Source organism: Streptomyces sparsus (assembly GCF_054776295.1).
This window is the reverse complement of record NZ_BAAHCA010001002.1, coordinates 1-1,674: the sequence shown is the minus strand read 5'-3', so window position 1 is coordinate 1,674 and position 1,674 is coordinate 1. Positions and strand designations below refer to the sequence as shown.

The window sequence follows — 1,674 nt, the reverse complement described above, 5'->3', positions numbered from 1 at the left end:
GTCACCGCGGCCCCGCCCGGCCGGCCGCGCGGGGCCCCGCCGGCGGAAGACCGGGGCGGGGCGCACCCGCGGGAAGGAGAGCTGAACGATGCTGGCCCCTGCCCTGCTCGTGCTGCTGGCATACCTGGTGATCACCTTACTGACCGCCCGGGTCGGCTACGGGATCGAGCGAAGTCGCTTCATCCGCCACGAGGGCCGGCGGTACCCCGACGAGGATCCCCTGGAGCGCTTCAGGACGGTCGGCAAGAACCCCGCAGCCGTGCAGGCCTTCGTCTACGGACTGGCCTGGCCGTTGGTGGTGCCCGTCTACTGCCTGTACCGCGGTGCGGCCGTGGTGATAACCGCCAGGCCGCCGTGCACCCGGTACGAGCAGCTGCGCAGGGCGGAGGCCCTCGATGCCCGGATCCAGGAGCTGGAACGCTCACTCGAGCGCTACGACTGAACCCCGGCTCCGACGCACGGTCGCCGACCCGCCACGGATGGGGCTCGCCCCTGACACGGGAGCCGTCGTGCGGCGCTGCCCCCGTTCCCGACCGCGAACCGGTACCGCCGACGCGCCGCAGAAGGACGACCGGCGGCAGCTCGTCGCCGGTCCGGCGTCGCCGGTCGGTCCGGAGCCTCCGTGGCCACGGTGACGCCCGGCCCACCGGCCTCAGGGTGGTCACGGTGCCCGTCGAGTCCGCAATCACGGTGAGAGGTGAGCACCATGTCCGACCGACGCCCCGATCCCGACCGCGAGGGCATCCTGGGACGCCTGCTGCCGCGCACCGGCAGCGAACCCATCACCGCCCGCAGCGCGCTGCGCATGCGCCTGATCCTGGCGCTCGTGTTCACCCCGCTCTTCGTCGCCGGAGCCGTGCTCTTCTGGGCTTGGTCCGGGAACGCCGATCCGCAGGACACACCGACGCCGGACTCGCTGCGCACCCTCGCCTGGATCAGTACCGGTCTGGCCGTCTTCGCCGTGATCGACCTGCTGGTCGTGCTGCGCCGGATCAGCCGCGCCCGCCGCGCCGCCCGGACCTGACCGGGCGTTCGCGGGAGTGATCGCGGTGCCCCCGGGTACCCGGCACCCCGCAGGACCGCCGCAAGGCGAACCACACGAACAGGAGGAACCCGTGTCGCACATCGAGGAGTCCGTCGAGGTCGAGGTGCCGGTCAACACCGCCTACAACCAGTGGACGCAGTTCGAGGAGTTCCCGCACTTCATGGACAGCGTCGAACGCGTCGACCAGGTCACCCCCACCAGCACCCACTGGGTGACCAAGATCGCCGGTGTGAAGCGGGAGTTCGACGCGGACATCACCGAGCAGATCCCGGACGAGCGCATCGCCTGGACGAGCGTCACCGGGCCCAAGCAGGCCGGTGTGGTCACCTTCCACCGGCTGGACGACCGTCGCTCGAAGGTGATGCTCCAGCTGGAGCACGCCCCCGAGGTGATCGCCGACACCGTGGCCGACAAGCTGGGCCTCGTGCGCCGCATGGCCAAGGGCGACCTGGACCGCTTCAAGAAGTTCATCGAGGAGCGCGGCAACGAGTCCGGCGGGTGGCGCGGCGAGGTGTGAGCCAGGCACTGACGGCTGCCGAGCTGCCGTCGGGCGGCCCCGTGGCGCGCAGCCGCCGGGAGCTCGGAGCCGGAGCCCCGGCAGGGAACACCACCGGCCCGGGGGGGGGGGG

At 72.1% G+C, this 1,674-nt stretch carries 3 protein-coding genes; all 3 read left to right on the top strand.

Features of this window, described 5'->3' with window-relative positions:
- Positions 1-88 precede the first annotated feature (88 nt).
- Positions 89-442 (top strand): hypothetical protein, encoded by a 354-nt coding sequence (locus ACYVE9_RS25800; protein WP_461030306.1) that lies wholly within the window; start codon positions 89-91, stop codon positions 440-442.
- Positions 443-706: 264 nt separating this feature from the next.
- Entirely contained in the window at positions 707-1,024 is a 318-nt protein-coding gene (locus tag ACYVE9_RS25795) for a DUF6343 family protein (protein ID WP_461030305.1), read from the top strand.
- Positions 1,025-1,115: 91 nt separating this feature from the next.
- On the top strand, positions 1,116-1,562 hold the full coding sequence (locus ACYVE9_RS25790) for an SRPBCC family protein (RefSeq protein WP_461030304.1): 447 nt from the start codon (positions 1,116-1,118) through the stop codon (positions 1,560-1,562).
- The last annotated feature ends 112 nt before the right edge of the window (positions 1,563-1,674 follow it).